Genomic DNA, 24,134 nt, shown 5'->3' on the forward strand with positions numbered 1-24,134 from the left:
GGCCTCAGCCCGGCATCGGCTCGCGCATCGTCACGAACTCCTCGGCCGCGGTCGGGTGGATGCCCACCGTGCTGTCGAACATCGCCTTGGTGGCGCCCGCGCGCATCGCGACCGCGAAGCCCTGCACCACCTCGCCCGCGTCGGCGCCCACCATGTGCAGGCCCACCACGCGGTCGCTCTTGGTGTCGACCACCAGCTTCATGAAGGTGCGCTCGCTGCGGCCCGAGAGCGTGTGGCGCAGCGACTTGAACTCGCTCGAGAACACCGTGACCTGGCCGAACTTCGCGCGCGCGTCGAGCTCGCCGTAGCCGCAGGTGCCGATGTTCGGGTGCGTGAACACGGCGGTGGGAATGAACTCGTAGTCGAGCCGGCGCTTGCCCTTGCCGAACAGTTCGTCGACCACCACCATCGCCTCGGCCAGCGCCACCGGCGTGAGCTGCACGCGCGTGGAGACGTCGCCCACCGCATAGATCGAGGGCACCGAGCTGCGGTAGTGCGCATCGACCGCGATCGCACCGCGCTCGTCGAGCGCCACGCCCGCGGCCTCGAGGCCCAGGCCCTGCGTGTTGGGCACGCGTCCGGTGGCGAACAGCACCGTGTCGGCCTCGATCTGCTGGCCGCGCGCGAGCGTGGCCACCAGGCCGTCGGCGGTGCGCGTGACCGAGGCCACCTCGCAGTTCAGGCGCACGTCGACGCCGGCCTTGCCCATCTCGTTGGCGAGGAACTGCCGCACGTCGTCGTCGAAGCCGGTCAGCAGGTGCGCGCGCCGGTGCAGCAGCGTGACCTTCGCGTCGAGCCCGTTGAAGATCGAGGCGAACTCGCAGGCGATGTAGCCGCCGCCCACCACCAGCAGGCGGCGCGGGAACGGGTCAAGGTCGAACATCGCATCGGAGGTCACGATGTGCTCGCGGCCCGGGATGTCGGGCACGAAGGGCATGCCGCCGGTGGCCACCAGCAGGTGGCGCGCGGTGTAGCGCTTGCCGTCGACCTCCACCGTGTGGGCGTCGGCGAGCTGGGCCCAGCCCGTGACCAGCGTGACGCCCGCGTTCTTGAGCAGCGAGGCGTAGATGCCGTTGAGCCGCGAGATCTCTTTGGCGCGCTGCGACTTCAGGTGCGACCAGTCGAACACCGGCTCGCCGGGCAGCTGCCAGCCGTAGCCCGCGGCTTCCTCGAAGGACTCGGCATAGCCGGCCGCGTAGCTGTAGAGCTTCTTGGGAATGCAGCCGACGTTGACGCAGGTGCCGCCGAGTTCGGCGGCCTCGGCCAGGCCGACGCGGGCACCGGTCTGCGCGGCCATGCGCGCGGCGCGCACGCCGCCGCTGCCGCCGCCGATGACGAAGAGATCGAAGTCGTAAGGGGTGGACATGGAATAAAGGCGCTCCTTTGCGAGCGCACTGTAGCCCGCGTCGATGACCGCTGCCGGGTACGGGGCTTGGAACACTCTGCGAGGCGTCGCGCGCGCCGGCGGCGGTGGAGCGAGAATCCGCGCTTGTCGGCATCGAAGGACAGAGACAAGCGCATGAAGAACGACCCCAGGCACCTTCCACGCGGCGCGGTCGCGCGCCGGCTTGCGCTGCTCGTGGCGTGCCTGTCCGTTCTCGCGCCCCTGCCCGCCGATGCGCAGCTCGCGCGCAAGCCCTCGTTCTATGACGCGCAAAAGCGCGTGGAGGCGCCGGCCTCGCCCGTGCGCCCCGCCGGCGGTGCCTCGTCGCTGCCCGCGCTCGCCAGCCGCGCCGACTTCGACGCGCTCGCGCGCACCTACGACGCCGGCACGCCGATGGCGCTGCCGCACGTGCTGTTCGTGATCGACCGGCGCGCGAAGCCGGCGCCGCGCGTGTACTACCTCGACACGCCGCGCTGGCAGCTGCATGTGCGCTTCGTGCGCGACACCGGCCTGGCGCCCCACGCGGGCAAGCGCGAGATCGACCGCAACTACCTCGTGCCCGACCGCCGCTTCCTGTTCGGCACGCTGAGCTGGCAGCAGAACGTCGCGGGCTTCGGCTACGAATTCTGGGAAGGCGACCGCCTCACCGCGCCGCTGCTGCGCGAGGCCGATCGCGCGGTGAAGGCCAGCTTCTTCGCGCCCGTGAAGTTCAAGACCAACTCCACGCTGCACGAACGCGTGGCACGCGAGGCCGGCGTCGACTTCGTGACGCAGGAGGCGCTGATCCGCGAGCAGCCTTACCTGCCGATGAACCTCGGCACGGCCAGCGGCCGGGTGCGCATCGTCGAGGACGAGGGCGCGGTCAACGCGCTGCTGCCCGAGGACATCGCGGTGCTGCGCCAGGTGCCGATCGCGCTGCCGCCGGTGGCGGGCGTGCTGACCGAGCGGCCGTCCACGGCGCTGTCGCACGTCAACCTGCTGGCCAAGGGCTGGGGCATTCCCAACGCCTACGTGCGCGACGCGGCCGAGGCGCTGCGCGCGCATGCGGGCCAGTGGGTGGCGCTCAAGGTCGCGGCCTCGGGCTACCAGGTGCGCCCGCTCACGCCGGAAGAGATCGCGGCGCTGCCCACGCGCGCCGCGCGCACGGCCGCCATGGGCCGCGGTGCGGCCGCGCCGGGTGGCGCCGCGGCCGTGCGGCCCGACCTGCGCGAGGCGCGGCTGCTGCCGCTGGCTTCGCTGCGCGCTCGCCACAGCGCGCAGTGCGGCGTGAAGGCGGCCAACCTCGGCGCGCTGCAGGCCGCGCGCATCCCGTCGACCAGCGTGCCCGACGGCTTCTGCATCCCGTTCGCGCACTACGACCGCTTCATGCGCGCCCACGGCCTCGCCGAGCGCATCGCGCGCATGCAGCAAGCGCCGGGCTTCGCGGCCGATCCACTGGTGCGCCAGCGCGCGCTCGAGGCGCTGCGCGCCGAGATCGTGCAGTGGCCGGTCGATCCCGCCACCGCGGCCGCGTGGCGTGCGGCCTGGCAGTCGCAGCTCGGCGGCGGCGGCGTGTTCGTGCGCAGCTCGTCCAACTCCGAGGACCTGCCGGGCTTCAGCGGCGCCGGCCTCTACACCACCGTGCCCAACGTGAAGAGCGGCGACGCGCTCGAGCTCGCGGTGAAGAAGGTCTGGGCCTCGGTCTTCAATGCCGAGGCCTGGGAGGCGCGCGGCGCCGCGGGCTTCGGCGCCGAGTCGGTGCTGATGGGCGTGTTCGTGCAGACCGCGATCGATGCCACCAGCGCGGGCGTGATGATCACGCGCGACCCCTTCGACGCGGGCCATCCGCACGTCACCTACATCTCGGCCAAGCGCGGCATCGGCATCCGCGTGGTCGAGGGCCGGCGCGTGGCCGAGCAGCTCATGTACTCGAGCTGGTCGAAGGCGATCCAGGTGCTGAGCCGTTCGGCCGAGGACAGCGCGCTGCAGCTCGACAAGGACGGTGGCGTGAAGGAGGTGCCGCTGGAGGCCGGCCGCAGCGTGCTGACCGACGAACTCGTGGTGCGGCTCGCGAACGTCGGCGCGGCGGTCAAGCGCGGCTTCGGCGGCGTCGACCAGGACATCGAATGGGCCACCGTGGGCGAGCGCATCGTGCTGCTGCAGGCGCGGCCCTACGTCGAGCGCCGCCGCTGAAGCAGGGACCGGCGCCATGAACCTGCACCGCCTCGACCTGGTCTCGCTGTCGCTGTTCAACCTGGTGGTGCGCACCGGCAGCATCAGCAAGGGCGCCGAGCTCGCGCACCTCGCGGTGGGCGCGGCCAGCAAGCGCATCTCCGACCTCGAGGCCGCCGTGGGCACGCCGCTGCTCGAGCGCCATTCGCGCGGCGTCACGCTCACGGTAGCGGGCGATGCGCTGCACCGCCATGCGCAGCGCATCCTCGACGACGTCGACCAGCTCGCGGCCGACCTGTCCGACTACGCCTCGGGCGTGCTCGGCGTGGTGCGGCTGTGGGTCAACACCTCGGCCGTCACGCAGTTCCTGCCGCGCGGGCTGTCGGGCTTCGTGGCGGCCAATCCCGGCATCCGCATCGAGCTCGAGGAACGCAACAGCAGCGAGATCGTGCTCGCGGTGCTCGACGGCCGCGCCGACGCGGGCATCTTCGCGGAGGGCACGCCGAGCCTCGGGCTGCACATCGTCAACTACCGCGTCGACCGGCTGGTGATGGTGGTGCCGCGCGGCCATCCGCTGGCGCGCCGGCGCAGCGTGCGGCTCGAGGAGGCGACCGAGTACGACTTCGTGAGCCTGCCGGCCGAGACCTCGCTCGCGCAGCGGCTGCAGGCCGCGGCCGAGGCGCTGGGCCGGCGGCTGCGGCTGCGCATCCAGGTGCGCAGCTTCGATGCCGTGTGCCAGATGGTGGCCGCCGGCATGGGCGTGGCCGTGCTGCCGCACGCGGCGATCCAGCCGCACCTGCGCTCGATGGGCCTGCGCGAGATCGCGCTCGACGACGCCTGGGCCGAGCGCCGGCTGCTGATCGGCCTGCGCGACGCCGGCGTGGTGCCGCGCCACGTGCGCACCCTGATCGACCACCTTTGCCAGGGTTAACCCTCGAGCGCTTTCGCGTTCCGCGAAAGCTGCGTGCTCGCCTTTGTCGTTCTCCCGCGCGGCCGCGCTGCCCAGAATCCGGGCAACGAATGCGGCGTCGTGCTGGCGAGCCGCGCAGACAAAGGCTCCCATGGCTACCCCCACCTCCCTCCTCGACGACGACGGCGCCATCGTGCGCAAGGTCGCGTGGCGAATCATGCCGCTCATCATGGTGTGCTATCTCTTCGCCTTCTTCGACCGCATCAACATCAGCTTCGCCAAGTTCGCGCTGCAGAGCGACCTGGGCCTGAGCGACACCGCCTACGGCTTCGGCGCCGGGCTGTTCGTGGTCGGCTACGTGCTGTTCGAGGTGCCGAGCAACCTGATGCTCTACAAGGTCGGCGCGCGGCGCTGGATCGCGCGCATCATGGTCTCGTGGGGCGTGGCCACCGCGCTCATGATGTTCGTGCAGACCGAGTGGCAGTTCTATGCGCTGCGCTTCGTGATCGGCGCGATGGAAGCGGGCTTCGCGCCCGGCGTGCTGTTCTACCTCACGCTGTGGTTCCCCGCCGCGCATCGCGGCCGCATCACCTCGATGCTGTTCCTCGCCTCGGCCTTCGCGGGCCTGTTCGGCGCGCCGGCCGCGGGCCTGGTGCTCGCGCACTTCGACGGCCTGCTCGGCATGGCCGGCTGGCACTGGCTGTTCCTGGTCGGCGGGCTGCCGTGCATCGTGCTCGGCCTGCTGGTGTTCGTGCGGCTCGACGACCGCATCGAAGACGCGCACTGGCTCACGCCCGGCGAGCGCACGCGGCTGTCGCTGTGCATCGCCGAGCAGGGCGGCGCGGCCGGCGCCCATGGCTCGCTGCTCGACGCGCTGAAGACGCCGGGCTTCCTCATGCTCGGGCTGATCTACTTCCTGATCCAGGTCGCGTCCTATGGCCTGAACTTCTGGGCCCCGCACCTGATCCGCGCCTCGGGCAGCACCGATCCCACGGCGATCGGCCTGCTGACGGCCGTGCCTTACCTGTGCGGCGCGATCGCGATGGTGGTGGTCGGGCGGCTGTCGGATCGCAGCGGCGAGCGCCGCCGCTTCGTGATCGCGCTGCTGCTGCTCGCGGCCATCGGCTTCTTCGCGGCCGGCCTGTTCGACCACCACACCGACCTGCTGGTGCTCGCGCTGGCCGTGATGGGCGCGGGCGTGATCGCCTCGATCCCGGCCTTCTGGGCGCTGCCGCCCAAGCTGGTGAGCGGCGCCGCCGCGGCCGGTGGCATCGCGCTGATCAACACGCTGGGCCAGCTCGGCGGCATCGTGAGCCCGGTGATGGTGGGCCGCATCAAGGACCTGAGCGGCAGCACCACGCCCGCGCTCTACGTCATCGGCGCGCTGGCGCTGCTGTGCGCGGCGCTGCTGGCCTTCGCGCTGCCCGAATCGCTGCGCCGGCGCGAGCCGCGTCCATCGGCCGCTTCACGTTCCCCCGCGAGCGGCGCGCTGCATGCGTCCGCCGTCGCCTTCGCCGAGAAAGCCTCCAAGCCATGAACCTTCCCCTGAGTCCCGGCGCGCTGCAAGGCCTGCGCGTCATCGAGATGGGCCAGCTGATCGCCGGCCCCTTCGCCGGCAAGACGCTCGGCGAATTCGGCGCCGACGTGATCAAGATCGAGCCACCCGGCAGCGGCGACCCGCTGCGCAACTGGCGCCTGCTGCAGGACGGCACTTCGGTCTGGTGGCAGGTGCAGTCGCGCAACAAGCGCTCGCTGGCGCTCGACCTGCGCAGCGAGGAGGGCCAGCAGATCGCGCGCCGGCTGATCGCCGAGGCCGACGTGCTGATCGAGAACTTCCGCCCCGGCACGCTCGAGGGCTGGGGCATGGGCTACGAGGTGCTGCGCGAGCGCAACCCGGGCCTGGTGATGCTGCGCATCTCGGGCTACGGCCAGACCGGCCCCTACCGCGACCTGCCGGGCTTCGGCGCCATCGGCGAGGCCATGGGCGGGCTGCGCCACCTCACGGGCGAACCGGGCCGGGTGCCGGTGCGCTGCGGCATCTCGATCGGCGACACGCTGGCCGCGCTGCACGGCACCATCGGCGTGCTGACCGCGCTCTACCACCGCAAGGTCAACGGCGGCCAGGGCCAGGTCATCGACGTGGCGCTCAACGAGGCGGTGTTCAACGTGATGGAGAGCCTGGTGCCCGAGTACAGCGCCTTCGGCGCGGTGCGCGAGGCCGCGGGCAGCGCGCTGCCGGGCATCGCGCCCTCGAACGCCTACCGCTGCGCCGACGGCTACGTGCTGATCGCGGGCAACGGCGACAGCATCTTCCGCCGGCTCATGCAAAGCATCGGCCGCGACGACCTCGGCGCCGATCCCGCGCTCGCGAACAACGCGGGCCGCGTGGCGCGCGTGGCCGAGATCGACCAGGCGATCGAGGCCTGGACGCTGCCGCAGTCGGTGGCGACGGTGCTCGAGGTCCTCGGCGCGGCGCGCGTGCCCGCGGGCAAGGTCTACACCGCGAAGGACATCGCCGAGGACCCGCACTACCGCGCGCGCGGGATGCTGCTGCGCCAGTCCACGCGCGACGGCCACGAGATCGAGGTGCCCGGCGTGGTGCCCAAGCTCATGGGCACGCCGGGCACGGTGCGCTCCTCGGCGCCGCGGCTGGGCGACGACACCGACGCGGTGCTCGGCGAGATCGGATTCACATCGGAAGACATCGCCGCCTTGCGCGGCAGGAAGGTGGTTGCATGAACGACGCGGTCTGGAACGGAAGAACATTCGATGGCGATCGCCGCGTGCGGATGTGCGAGGTGGGCCTGCGCGACGGCCTGCAGGTCGAGGCGGCCTTCGTGCCGACCGAGGACAAGATCGCGCTGTGCAACGCGCTCTCGCGCGCCGGCATGGCGAAGATCGAGGTCTCGGCCTTCGTCTCGCCGCAGGCCATTCCCGCGCTGCGCGACGCCGAGGTGGTGCTGCGCGAGATCGAGCGCGTGGACGGCGTGGCCTACACCGCGCTGGTGCCCAACGTGCGCGGCGCCGAGCGCGCGATCGATGCGCGCGTGGACGAGATGAACCTCGTGATGTCGGCCAGCGAGAGCCACAACCTCGCCAACCTGCGCATGATGCGCGAGCAGTCGTTCCGCGCGCTGGCCGAGGTGGCGGCGCTCGCGCGCCAGGCCGGCGTGGCGGTCAATGTCTCGCTGTCGTGCAGCTTCGGCTGTCCGATCGAGGGCGACGTGCCCGAGGCCGGCGTGCTCGGCTGGTGCGAGCGCTTCGTCGAGGAGCTCGGCGCCGGCGGCGTCACGCTGTGCGACACCACCGGCATGGCCTGGCCCGGCCAGGTGCACGGGCTCGCGCGCGCCTTCCTGCAGCGCTGGCCCGGCACCGAGCTCACGCTGCACTTCCACAACACGCGCGGCATGGGCCTGGCCAACGTGCTGGCCGGCATCGACGCCGGCGCGCGCCGCTTCGATGCCTCGATCGGCGGCATCGGCGGCTGCCCCTATGCGCCGGGCGCCACCGGCAACGTCTGCAGCGAGGAGATCGTGCATGCGCTCGAGCTCTCGGGCTGGGACACCGGCGTCGACCTCGAGCGCGTGATCGATGCCGCGCGTCGGCTGCCGGCACTGATCGGCCACGACATCCCGAGCCAGATCGTCAAGGCCGGCCGCCGGCTCGACCTGCATGCGCCGCCCGCGGACTTCGAGGCCACGCGCGAACGCGCGCTGGCGCGCGAGGCCGCGCGCGCGCACTGAGACCGCTTTGCTTCCCTTTCATCCCACAAGACCAGGAGACATTCGCATGCAACCCCTTCGCTTCATCGCCGCGCTGGCCGCGGCCGCGCTGCTCGCCGGCCCGGCCCTGGCCCAGACCTATCCCTCCAAGCCGATCACGATGCTGGTGCCCACGGCCGCCGGCGGTACCACCGACATCGCGGGGCGCATGCTCGCCGACCCGCTGGGCAAGGCGCTGGGCCAGCCGGTGGTGGTCGACAACCGCGGCGGCGCCAGCGGCGTGATCGCGGCGGTGGCGGTCAAGCGCGCCGAGGCCGACGGCCACACGCTGCTGATGCAGTACTCGGGCTATCACGTGATCTCGCCCCACGTCACGAAGCAGAAGGCGCAGTGGGTGCCCGAGGACTTCCGCGCCGTGGCCAACGTGCTGAGCGCGCCGCAGGTGGTGGTGGTGCGCGAGGGCCTGCCGGTGAAGACCATGGCCGAGCTGATCGCCTATGCCAAGGCCAACCCGGGCAAGCTGACCTATGCCTCCTCGGGCCCGGGTTCGCTGCAGCACGTGACCGGCGCCATGCTCGAGCAGCAGGCCGGCATCCAGCTCACGCACATCCCCTACAAGGGCACCGGCCCGGCGCTGCAGGACCTGCTGGGCGCGCAGGTCGACATGACCTTCGGCACGCCGCCGCCGTTCATGCCCTTCATCCAGTCGGGCAAGCTGCGCGCGGTGGCCGTCACCGGCAAGGCGCGCGTGGCCTCGCTGCCGAACGTGCCGACCGCGGCCGAGGTCGGGCTGCCGAACCTCGACGCGACCTCGTGGTTCGCCGTGTTCGCGCCCGCGAAGACGCCGCAGCCCGTGATCGACAAGCTCAGCGCCGAGATCGCCAAGGTGGTGGCCACGCCGGCCTTCCAGCAGAAGGCCGCCGAGCTCGGCGCCACGGCCGACTACATGAACCCGCAGAAGCTCGCCGACTACAGCAAGGCCGAGTACCTGCGCTGGGGCAAGGTGGTCGAGGCCGCGAAGATCGAGGGCGAGTGAGCCCGCGCGCATGGCGGCGGCCGGTGGTCGGCCGCCGCCATGCGTTTCCCCTCCGCCGTCGTCTTCCTCACTTGTAAAGCAGCTGCGGCAGCCACAGGCCGATCTGCGGCCACATGTAGAGCAGGAAGATCGCGAGGATCTGGATGCCCATGAAGGGCAGCATGCCGAGGAAGATCTGGTTCAGCGTGACATGCGGCGGGCTCACGCCCTTGAGGTAGAAGGCCGCCATCGCCACCGGCGGCGACAGGAAGGCGGTCTGCAGGTTCAGCGCCACCAGCAGGCCGAAGAACAGCGGATCGACGCCGAAGTTGTCGAGCAGCGGGATGAAGATCGGCATGAAGATCACGATGATCTCGGTCCACTCGAGCGGCCAGCCGAGCAGGAAGATGATCACCTGGCTCAGCAGCAGGAACTGCACCTTCGTGAGGTTCATGCTCAGCACCCATTCCTCGACCAGCGCCTGGCCGCCGAGCAGCGCGAAGGCGGCCGAGAAGATGGCCGAGCCCACGAACAGCCAGCACACCATCGCCGAGGTCTTGGCGGTGAGGAACACCGACTCCTTGAGCACCGCGAGGTTGAGCCGCCGGTAGGCCGCCGCCAGCAGCATGCCGCCGAGCGCGCCCATGGCCGCGGCCTCGGTGGGCGTGGCCAGGCCCAGCACGATCGAGCCCAGCACCGAGAGGATCAGCAGCACCAGCGGGAAGAAGGAGGCCAGCAGCATCTTGAAGATCTCGAGCCGCGCGAAGCTCAGGAACAGGTAGAACAGCGCCGTGAGCGCGCCCAGCACCGAGAAGGTCGCGACCCACCAGGTGGGCGGCGGCTTGGTGGTGGCGCCGGCCGGCGCGGTCTGCGCGGTCTCGGTGGCGGGCGCGGGCGCCGCCGGTGGTGCTTCGGCACCCGGCGGTTCGGCGACGGCACCGGCCGCGGGCTCCTCGCCCGGCGGTTCCTGCAGCCCGCCTTCGCTCGGCGGCTCCTGCAGGCCACCTTCGGCGGGAGGTTCCTGCAATCCGCTCGAGCTGCCACCGCTGCTGCTTCTAGATGCGCCGATCTCCTCGATGTCGTAGCGTGCCTCGGCCTCGACCGTGGTCACGGCCTTGTAGCTGCCCAGCGCCAGCAGCGCGTAGACGACGGCGGGCAGCGCCACGATGCCGAGCTGCCTGAGCACGTGCGAGAGCGGCACCTCGGCATTGCGCTTGCCCTTGAGCAGGCCCAGCAGCGCATGCGCCGACGGGCTGGCGGCGATCCGCTGCGTCAGCGGCGGCAGCGGCACCACGCGCTCGGCGGCCGACAGCGGCGGTGCCCACTGCGGCTTGAGCTTCGCGATCAGGATCACGTAGAGCACGTAGAGGCCGGCCAGCATCAGGCCCGGGAAGAAGGCGCCCGCGTAGAGCTGCACCACCGACACGCCGGCGGTGGCGCCATAGACGATCAGCAGCACCGAGGGCGGTATCAGGATGCCGAGGCAGCCGCCCGCCGTGATCGCGCCCGCGGCCAGCGGCACGCTGTAGCCGCCGCGCAGCATCGCGGGCAGCGCCAAGAGGCCCATCAGCGTGACCACCGCGCCGACGATGCCGGTGGCGGTCGCGAAGATGGTGCAGGTCACGAGCGTGGCGACCGCGAGCGCGCCCGGCAGCCGCGCGAGCGCGAGGTGCAGGCTCTTGAACAGCGACTCGATCAGGTTGGCGCGCTCGACCAGGTAGCCCATGAAGACGAACAGCGGCACGGCGATCAGCACGTCGTTGGCCATGGTCTTGTAGGCCGACTGCACCATCAGGTCGAGCGTGCGGTGCCAGTCGCGCTCGTAGGCCAGGAAGGTGAAGAGCATGCCCATGCCCATCAGCGTGAAGGCGGTGGGGAAGCCCAGCATGATCGCCACCACCACGAGCGACAGCATCAGCAGGCCCAGGTGGCCGTTGGTGATGGTCTCGGCGCTCAGCAGCATGGCGGCGCCGGCGATCACGATCAGCGCCATGAAGGTGAGGCCGAACCAGAGTTCGCGGCGGATCTTCATCGCGCGCCCTCCCGTGCCTCGTTGGCGACCACCACCCGGTCGAGCGCGGCGATGTCGGCGTCCTTCACGTGCACCATCTCCTTGAGCTTCTCGACGTCGACCTCCTCGACGTCCTGCTCGCGCGAAGGCCAGGCGCCGTCGCGGATGCACTGCACGCAGCGGATGATCTCGACGATGCCCTGCAGGAGCAGCGTGAAGCCCGCGAGCGGGATGATGAACTTGAACGGGTACAGCGGCAGCGGCTCGGCCGAGAAGGTCTGCTCGCGGATCGCGAGCGCCTCGCTCGCGTAGATCCAGCCGGCCCAGGTCAGCGCGACGATGCCGGGCAGGAAGAAGACGATGTAGAGCACCAGGTCGACCAGCGCCTGCGTGCGCGGCATGAAGAAGCCGTAGAGCACGTCGCCGCGCACGTGGCCGTTCTTCGAGAGCGTGTAGGCCCCGGCGGTCATGAACATGGCGCCGTAGAGCATGATCTGCGCGTCGAGTACCCAGGCATGCGGCCGGTTGAGCACGTAGCGCGAGAACACCTCCCAGCTGATCAGCAGCGTGAGCAGCAGGGCACACCAGGCGAAAGTCTTGCCGATCCATGTCGAGAACCGGTCGACCGCCAACAGGAAGGATTGCATCGGGACGAACTCCTCGCCGGGCGCGGCGCGCGTCGTGCGCGGCCCGCGCCGGGCGAAATCGGGAATGAGAAGAGGGCACCCGCCTCGGGGTGCCCTCGCGTTCTTTCTCTGGCCGGAAGACCCGCTCAGGTCTTCTTCGCCTGCCGTCCGAAGTAGTGGTTGTAGGCCATCTTGAAATCGACCGAGTAGTCGTTCTGCCACTGGCCGGCGCGCTCGGCGAAGGCGCGCTGCGAGTCGAGCACCTTCTTGAACAGCGGGTTCTCGGCCGACTTCTTCGCGATGGTCTTGTCCCACGAGGCGAGCTGCGCGCGCAGCACCGAGTCGGGCGTCTTGTAGAACTTGATGCCGCTCTTCTTGAGCTCCTCGTAGTCCTTGGAATTGCGGTCGATCGCCTTCCAGCTCATGTCGGCGCTCGCGGCCTGGGTCGCGTACTCGATCACGGCCTTGAGCTCGGGCGGCAGCGCGCGCAGCTTGGGGCCGTTCCACAGCACCTCGAACTGCTCGCCGCACTGGTGGAAGCTCTGCAGCATGCAGTTCTTGGCCACGTCGGGGAAGCCCAGCACGCGGTCGCTCGAGGCGTTGTTGAACTCGGCCGCGTCGATCAGGCCGCGGTCGAGCGCGGGCACGATCTCGCCGCCGGGCAGCGGGTTCACGGCCGCGCCCATGTCGGTGAACACGTCGACCGCGAGGCCCACGGTGCGGAACTTCAGGCCCTTCATGTCCTCGGCCTTGGCCACCGGCTTCTTGAACCAGCCCAGCGGCTGCGTGGGCATCGGGCCGTAGAGGTACGAGGCCACGTCGAGGTTGAGGCTCTTGTAGATCTCGTCCATCAGCGCCTTGCCGCCGCCGTAGGTGTGCCAGGCCAGGATCATGTTGGCGTCCATGCCGTAGCCCGGGCCCGAACCCCAGAGCGCGAGCGCGGAGTTCTTGCCGTACCAGTAGGCGACCACGCCATGGCCGCCGTCGAGCGTGCCCTTGGCAACCGCGTCGAGCAGCTGGAAGGCCGGCACCACCGAGCCCGCGGGCAGCACCTCGATCTTGAGGCGGTTGCCGGCCATGTCGTTGACCTTCTTGGCGTAGTCCTGCGCGTACTCGTGGAAGATGTCCTTGGCTGGCCAGGTGCTCTGGAAGCGCAGGGTGGTGGTCTGGGCCATGGCGACCATCGGCGCCGACATGGCGCCCGCGGCCACCGCGGCGCCCTTGAGCAGGCTGCGGCGGCGGGTCGATTTGCTGTCTGTCATGTTGTCTCTCTCCATAGGTCTGACTGGGGAAATCCCAGGCCGCCGTCTTGGAGTTATGGTTGACAGGCCCAAGCCGCCATCTTTGGCGCGCAGCAAAACACGACAAACAGGGTTTTCACGAACCGGTGAAAAATTCCACCATCCGGCGGCCACCGGGAACCGGTAAAGATGCTGCCGCTTCGTGGGAACCCTCTTGCCATCGATCGAATTGGAAGGAACGCAGAAGATGACCGAACCCGTGGGTGAAAAAGGCTATGCCGGCGACGTGACGCCCGAACAGGCGGCGCAATGGATGGCCAGCGGCGAGGCCGTGCTGGTCGACGTGCGCACCGACGCCGAGCGCGAGTGGGTCGGCTTCGTGCCGGGCGCGGTGCCGCTGGCGTGGAAGCAGTGGCCGGGGATGGCGCTGAACCCGGGCTTCGACGAGGGCGTGCGCGCGGCTGGCGAGGGTGGGAAGAAGGTGGTGCTGCTGTGCCGCAGCGGGGTGCGTTCGATCGCGGCGGCGAAGCGGGCGACTGAGCTGGGGGTGGAGGCTTACAACATCCTCGAGGGGTTCGAGGGGAATCCGGACGAGAACGGGCACCGGGGTTTTATCGGGGGGTGGCGCAAGCGGGGGCTGCCCTGGAAGCAGAACTGAGCTGCTAAGGGGGCAGCAGATCGGGCCGGTGAGCGCGCAGCCAACCCTCGGCACCGGCCAGCAATTGCGCGGCCTGGTCGATGCAGGCCTGGAGCGCGGCATTGGAGATCGGGTCGCCCTCGTAGTCGCTCACGTTGCGTTGCCGGCGCAGCGCATCGAGCACGATGATGTCCGGTTGCGCCACGCCGATCGTCAGCCCCAGGCTCTGGATGGCCGTCTGGTGATGGCCCGGTTGGCTGGTGGCCGTGCGGTAGCCATTGGCCCACAGGCCCAGCATCGCGCATTGCATGATGCACTTGTAGGCCGCATCGAAGCGGTTGTCGGTGCTGACCTGTGCGACATGCGCGTCGGCCAGGTTGCGACGCGCCGCCTGAAGCAGCTTGGCGATGCCCGCGGCGTCAGACTGATGGACCTGCAGCCGCCCGATCGCCTGCAAGTTCTGCAAGCTCATCCGCTCCTCCCTTCACGAGCAGTTTGGGTTTGGCGAGTATGTCGCGTGCGAAGGCATCGCCGGCGCGTGCGCGCCGTGCAAATTCCTCGGTTGTGTAGAGCACCGTGTTCACTTCGCGGCCCAGCGTCGCGTGCAGGGGGAACACCGCCTGCGCGAGCGTCATGAAGTCGACGCTGCCCAGCACGAGCAGGTCCACGTCGCTGCCCGGAGACGGCGTGCCGCGCGCGATCGAGCCGAACACCAGTGCGAACCGGATCTGCGCATCCAGCGGTGCCAGCGCTTCGCGCACGGCAGGCACCACGCCATGTGTCTTGCGAAACATCGCCGCAAGGTCCTCGAACAGGGGATGGCGGGTGTCGGCGTTGTAGCGCACCTGGTTGCCTTGTTCGCTGCGCTTGAGCAGGCCGGTGCGCGCCAGCTTGTCCACCTCGCGCGCGAGCGTGCCCGCATGGCTGTCGGTCAGGCGCGCCAGCTCGCGCAGATGGAATGCGGACTGCGGCTGCAGCAGCAGCACCGCCAGCACGCGCTGCCGCGCGGCGGGGAACAGCAGGTCCATCAAGGAAGAATCGTTGCTCATTGGGCGACGATTGTTGCTATTGAGGCGACATTCGGCAAGTCGTCGAGCCCAAGTAAAAAGGCCCGCGGGCAAGCCGCAGGCCTTTTCCTGTACGAGTCGCGAAAGATCAGTTCAACGGAGGAATCCGCAGCTTCTGCCCCGGATAGATCTTGTCCGGATGCGACAGCATCGGCTTGTTGGCCTCGAAGATCGCGTTGTACTTGTTGGCGTCGCCGTAGTACTTCTTGGAGATGGCCGACAGCGTGTCGCCCTTGACCACGTCGTGGTACTGCGCGGGTGGTGCGGCGGGGGCGACCAGGTTGTTCTCCACGCTCGTCACGTTGGCCACGTTGCCGGCCGCGAGCGAGGCTTTCTCGCTGGCTTCCTGCGAGGGCGCATTGCCCGCGAGCGTCACGATGCCGGTGCTCGCGACATAGGTCACGACGAGGTTCGTGAGGCCGAGGTTCTGCGTCTCGATGTAGGTCTTGATGGCGGCCGCGGCCTTGTCGTTGGCATCGGGTTCGGCCGCCTGGGCCGACGAGCCGCCGAACAGCTTCTCGCCCGCTTCCTTGATGAAACTCAGCAATCCCATGGTTCTCTCCTTGATCGGGTGGTCGATGGAATCCGCGAATGTAGCGGCGCGCCATGGGCGCCCCGCGTAGTCCCGGACCGCGACCGACAACACCGCGACAGCAGGAATAGTCACAAAGTCGCAATAATGCCGCGCATGTCCGCAGCCACCGCTCCCTTCCTCGCGATCGACATCGGCAACACGCGCCTCAAGTGGGCGCTCTACGATGCGGCTCGCCCCGGCGCCGCCCTGCTGGCGCAGGGTGCCGAGTTCCTCGATCACATCGAGCGGCTCGCCGACGGCCCCTGGGCCGATCTTCCATCGCCGTCGAGCATGCTCGGCTGCGTCGTGGCCGGCGACGCACTGCGCCGCCGTGCCGAGGAGCAGGTGGTCGAGCGCTTCGACTGCACGCCACGCTGGGTCATGCCCAGCCTCGCCGAGGCCGGCATCGTCAACGGCTACGACCATCCAACGCGCCTCGGCGCCGACCGCTGGGTCGCCATGATCGGCGCGCGCCACCGCATGCTGGGCGAAGGCGCGCCGCGGCCGATGGTGGTGGTGCTGATCGGCACCGCGGTCACCGTCGAGGCCGTCGATGCCGACGGCAAGTTCCTCGGCGGCCTGATCCTGCCGGGCCACGGCATCATGCTGCGCGCGCTCGAGTCGGGCACCGCGGGCCTGCACGTGCCCACCGGCGAGGTGCGCGAATTCCCCACCAACACCAGCGACGCGCTGACCAGCGGCGGCACCTACGCCATTGCCGGCGCGGTCGAGCGCATGGTGCAGCACGTGCGCTCGCACTGCGGCGCCGAGCCGGCCTGCTACATGACCGGCGGCGCGGGCTGGAAGATGGCGCCCGTGATGAACGGCCACTTCGAGCTGGTCGAGAGCCTGATCATGGACGGGCTGCTGGTGATCGCGCAGCAGCGCGCCGGCTGAGAAGGTGTGAATGAACCTGCTGCGCGCCCCGATCTCGCATCTGCGGTCCTCGCCGTACGTCAGTACGGCTCCGGTCCTCGACGCGACCTCGGGGCGCTCGCGACGGTTCCTTCACACCTTCTGAAGCTCGCCGCTCAGGCGCGCAGAAGCTGCGTCGCCGCGTGGATGAGCAGCCCCACGAGCCCGCCCACCAGCGTGCCGTTGACGCGGATGAACTGCAGGTCGCGCCCGATGTTGCGCTCGAGCTCGGCCGTCATCTCCTCGGTGTTCCACTGCGCCACGCGCTCCACGATGTAGCGCCGGATGTCCTCGCGGTAGCGCTCGATCGCGAGCGGCGCCGCGGCCTCGATCTGCTCGTTGATCCAGCGCCGGATCGCCTCGTCGCCCTGCAGGCGCTGGCCGAGCGCGGCGGCCATCGAGGCGATGCGCCGGCGGATCGTCGAATCGCCGCGGCCGAGGTCCTCGTGCAGCCAGGCCAGCAGCTCGCCCCACAGCCCGTGCAGGTAGTCGCCCAGCGCGGGGTGCGCGATCAGCTCGGCGCGGATGCGCTCGCCGCGCGCATGGAACTCGGGGTCGTGCTGCAGCCGCACGATGAAGTCGTCGACGAAATGATCGAAGCGCCGCCGCATGGGGTGTTCGGGCTCGGCCGCGAGCTCGGCGATGGTGTGGGCCACGGCCGCCACGATCTTGCGCGTGGCCAGGCGCGCCGCCACCTGGTCGAGGCCCACGAAGCGCAGCGTCTTGATCTCGCGCGCGATCGCCTCCGTGATGTGCGCCTGCACCTCCTCGCCGTCGAGCACGCCCGCGATCTGTTCGAGCACCCCGTCGAGCAGCGCCTGGTGGCGCCCGCCCGCGGTCAGCGCGCCCAGCGTCTGGCCCATGAGCTGCGACAGGTCGATCTTCTCGAGCCCGGCGGCCGCGGCCTTGCCGATGAAGTCGCGCACGCGCGCGTCGTCGAAGGCCGAGAGCCCGTAGCGCGTGGCCGCCACGCCCCATTCGCCGAGCCGCTCGCCACTGGCCGGCCGCGCGAGCCATTCGGCCATGCGGCCGGCCGGATCGAACTCGCGCAGCTTCGCGAGCACCTGCGCGGTGCTCAGGAAGTTGTTGCAGATGAAGCCCGCGAGCTTGGCGCCGATGCGGTCCTTGTTGCTCGGGATGATCGCGGTGTGCGGGATCGGCAGCCCCAGCGGATGGCGGAACAGCGCCACCACCGCGAACCAGTCGGCGATGGCGCCGACCATCGCGGCCTCGGCGAAGGCCGCGAGGTAGCCGAACACCGGATGCCGGTCGTGCAGCACCGTGGCGACCGCATAGAGCGCCGCGGCGGCGCACAGCAGGCCCAGCGCCACGCGCTTCATGCGCCGCAGCGCGTCGTCGCCCTCGGCCGCCGGGGTCGTCAACGAGCGCCTGTTCAGCCGATGGCCGGCGAGGACGCCAGGCGGTGCATGAAGAGTTCGCAGCGTGCGAGCTGCTCGAGGCTCACGTACTCGTCGGGCTGGTGCGCCTGCTCGATGCTGCCGGGGCCGCACACCACGGTGGGGATGCCGGCGTTCTTGAACAGGCCCGCTTCGGTGCCGAAGGCCACCAGCGTGGTGCGCTCCTCGCCCGAGAGCCGCTGGGCCAGCTTGGTGATCGCGTCATTGGCGCTGCCGAGGAAGCTCGGGATCTCGCAGATGGTGTCGAAGCTGAAGCCTGCCTCGGGCGCGACCTTCTTCATCGCCGGCTCGAGCGAGCCCGCATAGGCCAGCACCTCCTGCTGCATGCGCTTCGCGTCGGCGGTCGGCAGGTCGCGGAACTCGTAGCGGAACTCGGCGTCGCGCGGCACCACGTTGTCGGCGATGCCGCCGTGGAACTGGCCCACGCTGGCGGTGCTGAAGGGCACGTCGAAGCCCTCGTAGCGCGGCTCTTCGCGCTCGAAGCCCTCGGCCATGTCGCGCACCTTGCCGATCACGCGCGCGGCCATCTCGATGGCGTTGACCGACTTCGGCGTGAGCGAGGAGTGCGCCTCCTTGCCGCGCACGCAGCACCGGTAGCGGTACACGCCCTTGTGCGCGATGGCCGGCACCATGCTCGTGGGTTCGCCCACGATGCAGGCCAGCGGCTTGATGCCCGCGTCGCGCATGTCTGCGATCAGCTCCTTCACGCCGAAGCAGCCGATCTCCTCCTCGTAGCTGAAGGCGAAGTGCACCGCGAAGGGCGCCTCGCTCGCGAGGAAGCGCTCGGCGTTGGCCAGCGCCACCGCGATGAAGCTCTTCATGTCGGCCGAGCCGCGGCCGTACAGGCGCCCGTCGCGCACCGTGGCCGAGAGCGGATCGACGCTCCAGTCCTGCCCGTCCCAGGGCACCGTGTCGGTGTGGCCCGAGACGATCACGCCGGCCGGCTTGCCTTCGCCCAGCGTGGCGAACAGGTTGGCCTTGGTGCGTTCGGCGTTGTAGGTGATGCGGCTCTTGACGCCCAGGGCCGCGAGATGCGACTGGGCCAGCTCGATCAGCTGGAGGTTGCTGTTGGCGCTGATGGTGTTCATGCGCACCAGGGCCTGGGCCAGTTCCAGGCTGCGGGGGGAAAGCGTGAGGGACATGCGGCGCATTGTCCCGGAACTCGGCGCCGGAGGCTTCAGAAAGCGGTCGGATGGCCGCCGCTGTCGGTCTCCGACACCTTGAGGCGCGCGAGCTCGTCGCGCAGCCAGCCGCCCGCCCGGCCCAGCGGGCGCGCCTTGTTCCACAGCAGGTCGACGCCCAGCAGCCAGTCGGTGTGCGGGTAGGCCTCGAGCTGCAGCTCGACCAGCTCGCCCGCGGCCAGTTCGCGCCGCACCAGCAGGCGCGGCAGCGTGGCCCAGCCCAGGCCCGCGTGCGTCATCTCGAGCAGCGCGAGGTAGCTCTCGGCGCGCCAGCAGCGCGTGGCGTCGAGGTACTCGGTGGTGGGCAGCCGCTCGCTGTGCGCGCTGAAGGCGAGCCGGCGGTGCCGGTGCAGCTCGCCGAAGCTCACCGTGGGCAGGGCCGCGAGCGGATGCGTGCGCGCCGCGACGTGCGCCATCACCAGCTTGCCCATCTGCACGAACGCCAGCTCGCGCGCATAGCCGGGCTGCGCGAAGCCGATGCCCAGCTGCGCCTCGCCCTGGCGCACCAGCACGCTGACGTCGCCGTGCAGCGGATGCCGCACCTCGAGGTCGACATGCGGGAAGCGCTCGGCGAAGGCCGAGAACACCGGCATCAGCACGTTGTAGGGGATCTCGATCGCCAGCGTGAGGCTGGGCTCGACCGCGTCGGCGAGGCTTTGCGCATGGCCCTCGAGCGCGAGGCAGCGGTCGAGCACGCCGTGGGCCTCGCGCAGCAGGCGGCGGCCGGCCTCGGTCAGCGCGGGGATCTTGGTCGCGCGGTCGAACAGCGCCACGCCGAGGTCGACCTCGAGGTTGCCGATGGCCGCGCTCACGGTCGACTGCGTCTTGCCGAGCTGACGCGCCGCCGCCGAGAAGGAACCGGCGCGCGCCACGGCCGCCAAGGTCTCGAGTTGGTCCAGCGAATAGCGCACGGTCCGTCTTCCATCGAAAAAAACGATTGATATTAACTTTGACCCATGACGGAGGAAATCGATCGTCCGGCCGCGACCCGACCCACAACACCAACGCGGAGACTTTTCGATGACCCCCTCTTCCGGCGTCCACCCCGTGGACGAAGTGCTGCCCCCGCAGCAGATGGCCAGCTACGGCCTGCAGCACGTGCTGGTGCTCTACGCGGGCGCGGTGGCGGTACCGCTGATCCTGGGCGGCGCGCTCGGCCTCACGCCCGCGCAGGTCGTGACCCTGATCAACGCCAACCTGCTGACCTCGGGCATCGCCACCCTGATCCAGACCCTGGGCTTCTGGAAGTTCGGCGCGCGGCTGCCGCTGGTGCAGGCCTGCTCGTTCATCGCGTTGGCGCCGATGATCATGATCGGCAAGGAATACGGGCTGCCGCACGTGTTCGGCGCCGTCATCGCGGGCGGCGCGATCACGGTGCTGCTGGCACCGGCCATCAGCCGGCTGCTGCGCTTCTTCCCGCCGGTGGTGATCGGCAGCCTGATCACCGTGATCGGCATCTCGCTGATGCCGGCCGCCGCGATCTGGCTCGGCGGCGGCAACCCCGACGCGCCCGACTTCGGCAGCGCGCCGAACCTGCTGCTGGGCCTCGCCACCGTCGCCATCACGCTGGGCATCTATGCGCGCTTCGGCGGCTTCGTCGGCAACCTCGCGGTGCTGCTCGGGCTGGTGGCGGGCACGGCGATTGCTGCGGTTTTCGGGCTCACCGATTTCGCGCAGGTGGGCCACGCGGCATGGTTCGAATTCAGCGCGCCCTTCGCCTTCGGCCTGCCCGCGTTCGGGCTGGCACCGATCCTGATCATGACGCTCGCGATGATGGTCATCATGGCCGAGACCACCGGCAACTGCCTGGCCATCGGCCAGATCGTCGGCCGCCCCGCGACGCCGGCCACGCTCGGCAACGCCTTCCGCGCCGACGGGCTGTCGACCATGATCGGCGGCGTCTTCAACAGCTTTCCGTACAACGCCTTCACGCAGAACACCGGGCTGATCGCGCTGTCGGGCATCAGGAGCCGCTACGTGGTGGCCTCGGCCGGCGCGATCATGGTGCTCATGGGGCTGTTTCCCAAGCTCGGTGCCCTGATCGCCTCGGTGCCGCGGCCGGTGCTCGGCGGCTGCGCGATCGTGATGTTCGGCATGACCACGGTGGCGGGCATCCAGGAACTCTCGCGCGTGCGCTTCGAAGGCACGCGCAATGCGATCGTGGTGGCGGTGTCGGTCAGCGTGGGCGTGCTGCCGATGTCGTTCCCGGCGCTGTTCGCGCAGGCCGCCGGGCCGCTCAAGCTGGTGCTCGAGAGCGGCATCTTCCTGGCCGCGATCACGGCGGTGCTGCTGAACCTGCTGCTCAACCGCGGTGCCGCCGAGCAGGAAGCGCCGGCGAACGCGACTCACTGATCCCAGACCTTCACAATGAATTCGACCCACATGAACACAGCTCCCTCCCTGTCCCCACGCGACCTCGAACTGCTGCGCATGACGATCGCGCTGTCCGGGGAATCGAAGGCCCGCGGTCGTCATCCCTTCGCCGCGCTGGTGGCGAACGAGCATGGCGAGGTCGTCGTCACGGCCGGCAACAACTCGATGCCGCCCGAGGGCGATCCCACGCAGCATGCCGAGCTGGTCGCGGCCGCGCAGGCGGCGCGGCTGCTCGCGCCCGAAGCGCTCGCGCGCTGCACGCTCTACACCAGCGCCGAGCCCTGCTGCATGTGCGCCGGCGCGATCTACTGGACGAACATCGGCCGCGTGGTCTATGCGCTGTCGGAGCACGCACTGCTCGGCCTCACGGGCGACCATCCGGAAAACCCGACCTTTTCGCTGCCCTGCCGCGAGGTTTTCGTGCGCGGCCAGCGCCGCATCGAAGTGATCGGACCGCTGCTCGAGGACGAGGCCGCCGCGCCGCACCATGGCTTCTGGACCGACGGCCACTGAAGCCCGTGGATCGGTGTTTTCCGGCGTGCCCGGAAATGGCTTAGTGGATAGACTGGCGTTTTGAGAGCAAGCCATGAAACTCATCGATTCGCTCGTCACGCAGGCGGCCGGCATCGCCGCCGTCCGACGTGACCTCCACGCCCACCCCGAACTCTGCTTCGAAGAAGTCCGCACCGCCGACGTGGTCGCGGGCAAGCTCACCGAATGGGGCATCCCGATCCACCGCGGCCTCGGCACGACCGGCGTGGTGGGCATCGTCAAGAACGGCACCAGCAACCGCGCGGTCGGCCTGCGTGCCGACATGGATGCGCTGCCGGTCACCGAGCTCAACACCTTCGCGCATGCGAGCAAGCACCACGGCAAGATGCACGCCTGCGGCCACGACGGGCACACGGCGATGCTGCTTGCCGCGGCGCAGCATCTGGCGAAGCACCGCAACTTCGACGGCACCGTCTACCTGATCTTCCAGCCGGCCGAGGAGGGTGGCGGCGGCGCGCGCGAGATGATCAAGGAGGGGCTGTTCGAGCAGTTCCCGATGGACGCCGTGTTCGGCATGCACAACTGGCCCGGCATGAAGGCCGGCCAGTTCGCGGTGAGCCCGGGCCCGGTGATGGCCTCGGGCAACAAGTTCTACGTCAACGTGGTGGGCAAGGGCGGCCATGCGGCGCTGCCGCAGACCGGCATCGACCCGGTGCCGATCGCCTGCGAGATCGTGCAGGCCTTCCAGACCATCCTCACGCGCAAGATGAAGCCGACCGACTCGGCCGTGATCTCGGTCACCACCATCCATGCCGGCGAAACCAACAACGTGATCCCCGACAACTGCGAGCTGTCGGGCACGGTGCGCACCTTCTCGCTCGAGGTGCTCGACATGATCGAGGCGCGCATGAAGCAGATCTGCGACCACATCTGCGCGGCGCACGACGCCACCTGCGAGTTCCGCTTCGAGCGCTACTACCCGCCCACCATCAACACCGAGGCCGAGGCCGACTTCGCGCGCCGCGTGATGGGCGGCATCGTCGGTCCCGAGAACGTGCTCAAGCAGGAAGCCGCCATGACCTCGGAGGACTTCGCCTTCATGCTGCAGGCCAAGCCCGGCGCCTATGCCTTCATCGGCAACGGCGACGGCGCGCACCGCGACGTGCACCACGGCGAGGGCCCGTGCACGCTGCACAACGCCAGCTACGACTTCAACGACGACCTGATCCCGCTGGGCGCCACCTGCTGGGTGCAGATCGCCGAGCAGTTCCTCGCCACCGGCGCCGTGCAGAAATGATCGGCATCGGCGAGGCATTCGCGCCGCGCTATGCGCAGGCGCGCCAGAAATTCCTGCAGGCCTGCCTGAGCGCGGGCCTGACCGTGGAACCCCACCTGCTGCCGATGCGCGGGCGCGACGGCGAGGAACTCTCGTGCGACGTGGCCTTCGACGGCGCGCCCGACGCCGACCGGCTGCTGATCCTCAGCAGCGGCTGCCACGGCGTGGAAGGCCACTGCGGCAGCGGCGTGCAGGTGTTCGCGCTGCACGACGCCGAGTGGCGCGAGAAGGCGCGCTCGGCCGGCGTGGCGGTGCTCTACGTGCATGCGCTCAATCCGCACGGCTTCTCGTTCGGCCGCCGCGTGACGCAGGAGAACGTCGACCTGAACCGCAACTTCGTCGACTTCACGCAGCCGCTGCCGGTCAATGCCGCCTATGCCGAGCTGCATGCGCTGCTGGTGCCCGACACCTGGCCGCCCACGGCCGAGAACCAGGCCGCGGTCCAGGCCTGGATCGAGAAGAACGGCATCGGTGCCTACCAGACCGCGGTGAGCGGCGGCCAGTACCAGTTCGAGGACGGCCTGTTCTTCGGCGGCAAGGCCCCGACCTGGAGCCACCGGATGATCCGCGCCGTGCTGCGCCGCCACACGCGGCGCACGCGCCGGCTGGCCTGGATCGACCTGCACACCGGCCTGGGACCGAACGGCATCGGCGAGCGCATCTTCGCCTGCCGCGACGACAAGACCGCCTACGAGCGCGCCAACGCCTGGTGGGGCAACGGTGCCGGCCAGGCCGACGCGGCGCCCGTCACCTCGATCTACGACGGCTCCTCGACCTCGGCGCTGCTGCGCGGCCTGATGTGGGATGCCGTCTACGACGAATGCCCGCAGGCCGAGTACACGGGCATCGCGATGGAGTACGGCACGGTGCCGGTGCTCGACGTGCTGACCGCGCTGCGCGGCGACCACTGGCTGCATCGCCATCCCGAGGCGCCGGCCGACCTGTCGGACGCGATCCGCCGGCGCACGCTCGAGGCCTTCTACACCGACACCGATGCCTGGCGCGGCCAGATCGTGAGCCAGGCGCGGCAGGCCATGTTCCAGGCCGCCGACGGACTCAGCGGGCGCTGAGCCGCTCGAGC

The 24,134-nt window shown here is 70.0% G+C and carries 22 protein-coding genes; 12 read left to right on the forward strand and 10 right to left on the reverse strand.

What is annotated here, in order from left to right; all coding sequences use genetic code 11:
- Nucleotides 1–4: 4 nt before the first annotated feature.
- The gene (gorA, locus tag KV106_RS21815; RefSeq protein ID WP_261212293.1) at nucleotides 5–1,366 is read right to left on the reverse strand and encodes a glutathione-disulfide reductase; all 1,362 of its coding nucleotides are present in this window, start codon (nucleotides 1,364–1,366) and stop codon (nucleotides 5–7) included.
- A 153-nt stretch (nucleotides 1,367–1,519) separates the two neighbouring features.
- Between gorA and KV106_RS21820 the strand changes: the two genes are divergently transcribed.
- From KV106_RS21820 to KV106_RS21845, 6 genes are all read left to right on the forward strand, one after another.
- A complete protein-coding gene (locus tag KV106_RS21820; protein ID WP_261212295.1) occupies nucleotides 1,520–3,556 on the forward strand; it encodes a PEP/pyruvate-binding domain-containing protein in 2,037 nt (678 codons plus the stop codon).
- Nucleotides 3,557–3,572: 16 nt separating this feature from the next.
- The gene (locus KV106_RS21825; protein WP_261212297.1) at nucleotides 3,573–4,466 is read left to right on the forward strand and encodes a LysR family transcriptional regulator; all 894 of its coding nucleotides are present in this window, start codon (nucleotides 3,573–3,575) and stop codon (nucleotides 4,464–4,466) included.
- A gap of 130 nt (nucleotides 4,467–4,596) precedes the next feature.
- On the forward strand, nucleotides 4,597–5,982 hold the full coding sequence (locus tag KV106_RS21830) for an MFS transporter (RefSeq protein ID WP_261212299.1): 1,386 nt from the start codon (nucleotides 4,597–4,599) through the stop codon (nucleotides 5,980–5,982).
- Nucleotides 5,979–7,184 carry a CaiB/BaiF CoA transferase family protein gene (locus tag KV106_RS21835; protein ID WP_261212301.1) on the forward strand — a complete coding sequence of 402 codons (1,206 nt, stop codon included), beginning with the start codon at nucleotides 5,979–5,981 and terminating at the stop codon, nucleotides 7,182–7,184. The genes KV106_RS21830 and KV106_RS21835 overlap by 4 nt, the downstream gene beginning before the upstream one ends.
- Nucleotides 7,181–8,188, forward strand: coding sequence for a hydroxymethylglutaryl-CoA lyase (locus KV106_RS21840; RefSeq protein WP_057592570.1), 1,008 nt, complete (start codon nucleotides 7,181–7,183; stop codon nucleotides 8,186–8,188). Before KV106_RS21835 ends, KV106_RS21840 begins: the two co-directional genes overlap by 4 nt.
- A gap of 46 nt (nucleotides 8,189–8,234) precedes the next feature.
- Nucleotides 8,235–9,203, forward strand: coding sequence for a Bug family tripartite tricarboxylate transporter substrate binding protein (locus KV106_RS21845; protein ID WP_057592569.1), 969 nt, complete (start codon nucleotides 8,235–8,237; stop codon nucleotides 9,201–9,203).
- 67 nt (nucleotides 9,204–9,270) lie between these two features.
- Here KV106_RS21845 and KV106_RS21850 read toward each other — a convergent pair whose 3' ends face one another.
- From KV106_RS21850 to KV106_RS21860, 3 genes are all read right to left on the reverse strand, one after another.
- Nucleotides 9,271–11,214 carry a TRAP transporter large permease gene (locus tag KV106_RS21850; protein WP_261212303.1) on the reverse strand — a complete coding sequence of 648 codons (1,944 nt, stop codon included), beginning with the start codon at nucleotides 11,212–11,214 and terminating at the stop codon, nucleotides 9,271–9,273.
- Entirely contained in the window at nucleotides 11,211–11,840 is a 630-nt protein-coding gene (locus KV106_RS21855; RefSeq protein ID WP_057592567.1) for a TRAP transporter small permease subunit, read from the reverse strand. The genes KV106_RS21850 and KV106_RS21855 overlap by 4 nt, the downstream gene beginning before the upstream one ends.
- A 125-nt stretch (nucleotides 11,841–11,965) precedes the next feature.
- Nucleotides 11,966–13,081, reverse strand: coding sequence for a TRAP transporter substrate-binding protein (locus tag KV106_RS21860; protein ID WP_057592566.1), 1,116 nt, complete (start codon nucleotides 13,079–13,081; stop codon nucleotides 11,966–11,968).
- Nucleotides 13,082–13,307: 226 nt separating this feature from the next.
- Here KV106_RS21860 and KV106_RS21865 point away from each other — a divergent pair, with 226 nt between their 5' ends.
- On the forward strand, nucleotides 13,308–13,718 hold the full coding sequence (locus KV106_RS21865) for a rhodanese-like domain-containing protein (RefSeq protein ID WP_057592565.1): 411 nt from the start codon (nucleotides 13,308–13,310) through the stop codon (nucleotides 13,716–13,718).
- Nucleotides 13,719–13,722: 4 nt separating this feature from the next.
- Here KV106_RS21865 and KV106_RS21870 read toward each other — a convergent pair whose 3' ends face one another.
- From KV106_RS21870 to lysM, 3 genes are all read right to left on the reverse strand, one after another.
- Complete coding sequence (locus tag KV106_RS21870; RefSeq protein WP_261212304.1) at nucleotides 13,723–14,169, reverse strand: DNA-binding protein; 447 nt, start codon at nucleotides 14,167–14,169, stop codon at nucleotides 13,723–13,725.
- Nucleotides 14,117–14,746, reverse strand: a complete 630-nt coding sequence (locus tag KV106_RS21875; RefSeq protein WP_261212305.1) for a nucleotidyltransferase domain-containing protein — start codon at nucleotides 14,744–14,746, stop codon at nucleotides 14,117–14,119. Before KV106_RS21875 ends, KV106_RS21870 begins: the two co-directional genes overlap by 53 nt.
- 106 nt (nucleotides 14,747–14,852) lie before the next feature.
- Nucleotides 14,853–15,317, reverse strand: coding sequence for a peptidoglycan-binding protein LysM (gene lysM, locus KV106_RS21880; RefSeq protein WP_057592562.1), 465 nt, complete (start codon nucleotides 15,315–15,317; stop codon nucleotides 14,853–14,855).
- A 135-nt stretch (nucleotides 15,318–15,452) separates the two neighbouring features.
- Here lysM and KV106_RS21885 point away from each other — a divergent pair, with 135 nt between their 5' ends.
- Nucleotides 15,453–16,235, forward strand: a complete 783-nt coding sequence (locus KV106_RS21885) for a type III pantothenate kinase (RefSeq protein ID WP_057592596.1) — start codon at nucleotides 15,453–15,455, stop codon at nucleotides 16,233–16,235.
- A 134-nt stretch (nucleotides 16,236–16,369) separates the two neighbouring features.
- Here KV106_RS21885 and KV106_RS21890 read toward each other — a convergent pair whose 3' ends face one another.
- Genes KV106_RS21890 through KV106_RS21900 form a run of 3 tightly spaced genes read right to left on the reverse strand, consistent with a single transcriptional unit; the run spans nucleotide 16,370 to nucleotide 19,763 of the window.
- Nucleotides 16,370–17,635, reverse strand: a complete 1,266-nt coding sequence (locus KV106_RS21890) for a DUF445 domain-containing protein (RefSeq protein ID WP_261212306.1) — start codon at nucleotides 17,633–17,635, stop codon at nucleotides 16,370–16,372.
- Between the two features lie 11 nt (nucleotides 17,636–17,646).
- On the reverse strand, nucleotides 17,647–18,813 hold the full coding sequence (argE, locus tag KV106_RS21895; RefSeq protein WP_261212308.1) for an acetylornithine deacetylase: 1,167 nt from the start codon (nucleotides 18,811–18,813) through the stop codon (nucleotides 17,647–17,649).
- A 35-nt stretch (nucleotides 18,814–18,848) separates the two neighbouring features.
- Complete coding sequence (locus KV106_RS21900; RefSeq protein ID WP_057592561.1) at nucleotides 18,849–19,763, reverse strand: LysR family transcriptional regulator; 915 nt, start codon at nucleotides 19,761–19,763, stop codon at nucleotides 18,849–18,851.
- Between the two features lie 109 nt (nucleotides 19,764–19,872).
- Here KV106_RS21900 and KV106_RS21905 point away from each other — a divergent pair, with 109 nt between their 5' ends.
- The 4 genes from KV106_RS21905 (at nucleotide 19,873) to KV106_RS21920 (ending at nucleotide 24,123) form a co-directional block, all read left to right on the forward strand.
- Nucleotides 19,873–21,204 (forward strand): nucleobase:cation symporter-2 family protein, encoded by a 1,332-nt coding sequence (locus KV106_RS21905; protein WP_261212310.1) that lies wholly within the window; start codon nucleotides 19,873–19,875, stop codon nucleotides 21,202–21,204.
- A 30-nt stretch (nucleotides 21,205–21,234) separates the two neighbouring features.
- Complete coding sequence (locus tag KV106_RS21910) at nucleotides 21,235–21,738, forward strand: nucleoside deaminase (RefSeq protein ID WP_261212311.1); 504 nt, start codon at nucleotides 21,235–21,237, stop codon at nucleotides 21,736–21,738.
- 73 nt (nucleotides 21,739–21,811) lie between these two features.
- On the forward strand, nucleotides 21,812–23,014 hold the full coding sequence (locus KV106_RS21915; RefSeq protein ID WP_057592558.1) for a M20 aminoacylase family protein: 1,203 nt from the start codon (nucleotides 21,812–21,814) through the stop codon (nucleotides 23,012–23,014).
- Complete coding sequence (locus KV106_RS21920; RefSeq protein ID WP_261212313.1) at nucleotides 23,011–24,123, forward strand: M14 family metallopeptidase; 1,113 nt, start codon at nucleotides 23,011–23,013, stop codon at nucleotides 24,121–24,123. The genes KV106_RS21915 and KV106_RS21920 overlap by 4 nt, the downstream gene beginning before the upstream one ends.
- Nucleotides 24,124–24,134: the final 11 nt, after the last annotated feature.

The sequence above is a fragment of the Variovorax endophyticus genome (assembly GCF_025376855.1).
In the GTDB taxonomy this organism is placed as follows: Bacteria; Pseudomonadota; Gammaproteobacteria; order Burkholderiales; family Burkholderiaceae_C; genus Variovorax.